Source organism: Streptococcus parasanguinis, assembly GCF_001578955.1.
Classification (GTDB): domain Bacteria; phylum Bacillota; class Bacilli; order Lactobacillales; family Streptococcaceae; genus Streptococcus; species Streptococcus parasanguinis_U.
In genome coordinates, this window is the sequence record NZ_KQ969689.1 from 533246 (window position 1) to 537783 (window position 4538).

5 protein-coding genes are annotated in these 4538 nt (G+C 48.3%); all 5 read left to right on the top strand.

Features of this window, described 5'->3' with window-relative positions:
- The coding region (locus SPADD19_RS02485; protein WP_128861559.1) for an FtsX-like permease family protein at positions 1-332 on the top strand (332 nt) is incomplete at its 5' end.
- A gap of 15 nt (positions 333-347) precedes the next feature.
- Positions 348-980 carry an ABC transporter ATP-binding protein gene (locus SPADD19_RS02490; RefSeq protein ID WP_021153487.1) on the top strand — a complete coding sequence of 211 codons (633 nt, stop codon included), beginning with the start codon at positions 348-350 and terminating at the stop codon, positions 978-980.
- A 12-nt stretch (positions 981-992) separates the two neighbouring features.
- The gene (locus SPADD19_RS02495) at positions 993-2369 is read left to right on the top strand and encodes an ABC transporter permease (RefSeq protein ID WP_061455110.1); all 1377 of its coding nucleotides are present in this window, start codon (positions 993-995) and stop codon (positions 2367-2369) included.
- 72 nt (positions 2370-2441) lie between these two features.
- Positions 2442-3095, top strand: coding sequence for a response regulator transcription factor (locus tag SPADD19_RS02500; protein ID WP_049485906.1), 654 nt, complete (start codon positions 2442-2444; stop codon positions 3093-3095).
- The gene (locus SPADD19_RS02505; protein WP_061455111.1) at positions 3092-4417 is read left to right on the top strand and encodes a sensor histidine kinase; all 1326 of its coding nucleotides are present in this window, start codon (positions 3092-3094) and stop codon (positions 4415-4417) included. The genes SPADD19_RS02500 and SPADD19_RS02505 overlap by 4 nt, the downstream gene beginning before the upstream one ends.
- Positions 4418-4538: the final 121 nt, after the last annotated feature.

Genomic DNA, 4538 nt, shown 5'->3' on the forward strand with positions numbered 1-4538 from the left:
AGCGGATTCATGAAATCGGGGTCCTCTTATCCATTGGGAAGAGCAAGGGCCGGATCTTTAGACAGTTCCTCTTGGAAGTGGTGCTGGTATCCTTACTAGCAGTGATCCCAGCCTTTCTCATCGGGCGGATGGTCAGCCATCGTTTCTTAGAGCAGTTTGTCGGACAGACCGGTCAACAGCAGACCCTAGAATTACTCAACCAAATCCCTCAAGGCCTTTCCTTAGGAATCGCCTATGCTAGCCTCTTGTGCTTGATCCTTCTATCACTCGGTGTAACTACCAGCATGATCTGGCGCAAGACCCCAAAAGAAATATTAACAAAAATGAGTTAAGGAGAAATAACACCTATGTTAGAACTCAAACATGTATCTTATAGCTACCAAAGTTACCAAGAAGAGATCTTCTCAGACGTGAACTATCAGTTCAAAAATGGGACATTTTACAGCATTATCGGTCAGTCTGGAGCAGGGAAATCGACCCTCCTCTCCCTCCTGGCTGGTCTGGACAATCCCAAGAAGGGGCAGGTTCTCTTTGATGGGGAGGACATCCAGACCAAAGGGTCTAGCTACCACCGCAAGCATCATGTCTCCCTGGTCTTTCAGAATTATAATTTGATTGATTATTTGACGCCACTGGAAAATGTCCGCCTGGTCAACAAACAAGCTGGGAAAGACATTCTCTTGGAATTGGGGCTGGACGAAACGCAAATCAAACGCAATGTCCTGCAACTATCCGGCGGGCAGCAACAACGGGTGGCTATTGCGCGTGCGCTCGTTTCAGAAGCACCTGTCATCTTAGCAGATGAGCCGACAGGAAACTTAGATGAACAGACAGCTGGTGACATCATTGCCATTTTAAAGAAACTGGCCAAGGAACGCCAAAAATGTGTCATCGTCGTCACCCACAGTAAGGAAGTGGCAGAGGCCTCCGATGTGGTCTTGGAATTGAGTCGCCGTAGCCTCGTTGAGAAGAGTAAGTAAGGAGGGAATGTTATGTTGCGCAATGCTTTTGCTTATATCACACGGAAATGGCCCAAGTCCCTCTTGCTCTTTGCCATCATTCTCCTCATGGGGACCTTGAGCTTGATCGGACTCTCCATGAAGGGAGCGACCCAAAAAGCTTCATCGGAAAGCCTGGGATCCATTACCAATAGCTTCTCCATGCAGATCAACCGCAGGACTAATCCAGGAACCCCTCGGGGAGCTGGGAATCTCAGAGGAGAGGATATCGAAAAAATCAGCCAGGTAGAGGGGATCACCTCCTCCATCAGGCGGATCAATGCTATTGCAGATATCCTAGACCACGAGATCATTGAGACCGAAGAAACCCTGCAAAATCAATCTCCAGAGCGGGCAAAATACTTCAAGAATACCTTGATGGTGACGGGGGTCAATGACTCTTCAAAAGAAGATAAATTTGTCTCTGGAGCCTACAAGCTGGTCCAAGGGGAGCATCTGACAGACAAGGATAAAAACCAAATCCTCATGCATGAAGATTTGGCGAAAAAGAATGGTCTTAAGGTGGGCGATAAGGTGCGTCTCAAGTCCAATCTCTACGATGCTGACAATGAAAAAGGGGCTAATGAAACTGTCGAAGTGACCATTAAGGGTCTGTTCTCAGGGAAGAACCAAGCTCCTCTAACTTACGCCCAAGAATTGTATGAAGATACCCTCATTTCTGACCTGGATACAGCTGCCAAACTCTACGGCAATACCGTCCAAACAGCTACCTATGAGGATGCAACCTTCTTTGCCAAAGGGGATCAGGACCTGGATGCCTTGATCGAAAAAATCAAAGCACTCGATATTGACTGGAACCTCTATGACCTGGTTAAGAGCTCTTCCAACTACCCAGCCTTGCAAAAATCCATCAGCAGCATGTTCCAAGTGGCGGACTACTTGTTTATCGGTAGCCTCATCTTTGCTAGCTTGCTTCTCACCCTTCTCCTCGTCTTGTGGCTCAATGCCCGTCGCAGAGAAGTGGGTATCTTGCTAGCTCTGGGACTCTCCAAGGTGCAGATTGCGGGACAATTCGTGGCAGAATTAGTCATGATTTCCATCCCAGCCTTCCTCCTCTCCTATGGAGTTGCAGGACTTCTTGCCAAAGCAGTGGGAGATACGGTGCTTAAGAACGTAACCAGTGGCATTGCCAAACAAATGGCTCAAGAATCCTCTGCAGCCAACCTTGGTGGGGGAGCTGAGGCAGAAAGCTTTAGTAAGACCTTGACAGACCTCCATATGGACATCCAACCGAGCCAATTGTTGGTGATTGTCTTGGTTGGCGGCCTCCTCTTGATTCTGGTGTCCATTCTTTCTTCACAATGGCTCTTGCATAAGAAACCAAAAGATCTCTTGGTGGATGTCGAATAAGAGATTGTTTCCTAAAATAGAAATAGGGTATAATAGGAGGTAGAAGAAATTTCTTAGATAAAAGGAAAGTGTATGAAGATACTAATCGTAGAAGATGAAGTCCTGATTCGCGAAGGGATGAGCGACTATCTCATGGAATGTGGCTATGAGGTCTTTGAAGCAGGTGATGGGCAGGAGGCCTTGGACCTCTTTCACAGAGAAGCGCCGGACCTGGTCTTGCTGGATATCCAGCTCCCTATCCTCAATGGCTTGCAAGTGCTCAAGACCATCCGGAAGACCAGCTCGGTGCCTATCCTCATGCTGACGGCCTTCCATGACGAGGACTATAAGTTGACGGCCTTTGGAGAGTTGGCAGATGGCTACCTGGAAAAACCCTTCTCCTTGTCCCTCTTGAAGGTCCGTATCGAAGCTATTTTTAAAAAGCTCCAGCCTTCCCGGGTCTTCACCTATGGAGAGGCACGGGTGGATTTTGAGAGCTACACAGCCAGCCTAGCTGGTCAACCTATCTCCATGAATGCCAAGGAGTTGGAGATCTTGGAATACTTGCTCCAGCATGAGGGCAAGGCCCGGACCCGCTCTCAGATCCTCGATGCCGTCTGGAAGGAGACAGAGGAGATTCCTTTTGACCGGGTGATCGATGTCTATATCAAGGAACTACGAAAAAAATTAGAGCTGGACTGTATCGTAACGGTACGCAATGTCGGCTATAAATTGGAGAGACCATGACCAAACGAAGTATCTTTGCAAAGATCTTTCTGATCACCTTTGCCCTATTTAGTGGCTTAGTCATCCTTCTACACGCTTCGGTTTACTTTATTTTCCCATCGACCTATATCGAGTCCCAGCGCCAGACGATTTTGAAGAAATCCCAGGCCCTGGCCAAGAGTTTCCAAGGCCAGGAAGAAGGAACCATTGAGTCGGTCATTGACCTTTATTCCAAGACCAACGATATCAAGGTCTCGATCAAGGGCAAGGAAAAACAGAATGCCCTAGAGGTTAAGGATGACCTGCTCCTGAACCCTAACAGTCAGAACAATTCCCTGGTCATTGAGGAGCGAAAGATCCAGACCAAAGAGGGAAAAGACTTGACCTTGCAATTCTTAGCAACCGTCGATTCGCAAAAGGAAGCGCGGGACATCAGTCTGGGCTTCCTTCCTTATAGTCTTCTGGCTTCCTTTGTTCTGTCACTCCTTGCCTCCTATCTCTATGCCCGCCTGATTTCTGCTCCGATCCTGGAGATCAAGCAGATGACCAAGCGGATGAAGCGCTTGGATCGAACAGCCAGTCTTCCTATTCACTCGCAGGATGAGATCGGCGTTCTCAAGCAACAGATCAACGATCTCTATCACCATCTCCTAGAGGTGATCGACAATCTAGAGCAGCAGAAACAGGAAAATCTGAAGTTGGAGCAGATGAAGGTCGAATTCCTACGGGGAGCCTCGCATGAGCTCAAGACGCCTCTGGCCAGCTTGAAGATTATCCTAGAAAATATGCGGGATAAGATCGGCCGCTACAAGGACCGGGACCGCTATCTGTCGGTCTCCCTCGATATCGTCGATGAGATGAACCAGATCGTCCTAGAAATCCTGTCCCTGTCCTCTGTCCAAGAATTGGCCGGAGACAAGGAATGGATCCAGTTGGATCAGGTCGTAGAGCAGATCCTCGACCAGTACAAGGTCTTGGCTCAATCTCGCTCGCTCATGATTGACAATCAAATCCCTGACAAAGCCGTCTATATGGACCCAGCGATTCTAAAATTGGTTCTCTCAAATGTTATCAGTAATGCCGTCAAACATTCGGATGCCGGTGGAGAGATCCAGCTCCGTCTCGAAGAGGAAGGGACGCACTTGGCGATTGAAAATACCAGCCAGGAAATGGTAGAGACCGCTGAAATGCCAATGACCGCTAGCCGTCAGAAGAAGGAAGGCGGCTTGGGGCTCTTTGTGGTCCAACACTTGCTAGACCATGAAGAGCTGGCCTACCAATTTGATAAAACGGCTATGGGCTTGCGCTTCCGTATGGAACTGCCCAAGGAGCCACAAGAATAAAAAGAGGCTGGGACAAAAGTCCTAGCCTCTCAATTATTTTTGGTTTGTTGAGCAAGACGCAGTGGTTGAGTGGGCTCTACTACGCTGATTTCATCAGCTTTTACAGCCCTACTCAACTGTG

What these genes read in the sequence shown, in the direction of transcription:
- SPADD19_RS02490 (WP_021153487.1), top strand. Translation starts at nt 348, where the DNA reads ATGTTAGAACTCAAACATGTATCTTATAGCTACCAAAGTTACCAAGAA.
- SPADD19_RS02495 (WP_061455110.1), top strand. Translation starts at nt 993, where the DNA reads ATGTTGCGCAATGCTTTTGCTTATATCACACGGAAATGGCCCAAGTCC.
- SPADD19_RS02500 (WP_049485906.1), top strand. Translation starts at nt 2,442, where the DNA reads ATGAAGATACTAATCGTAGAAGATGAAGTCCTGATTCGCGAAGGGATG.
- SPADD19_RS02505 (WP_061455111.1), top strand. Translation starts at nt 3,092, where the DNA reads ATGACCAAACGAAGTATCTTTGCAAAGATCTTTCTGATCACCTTTGCC.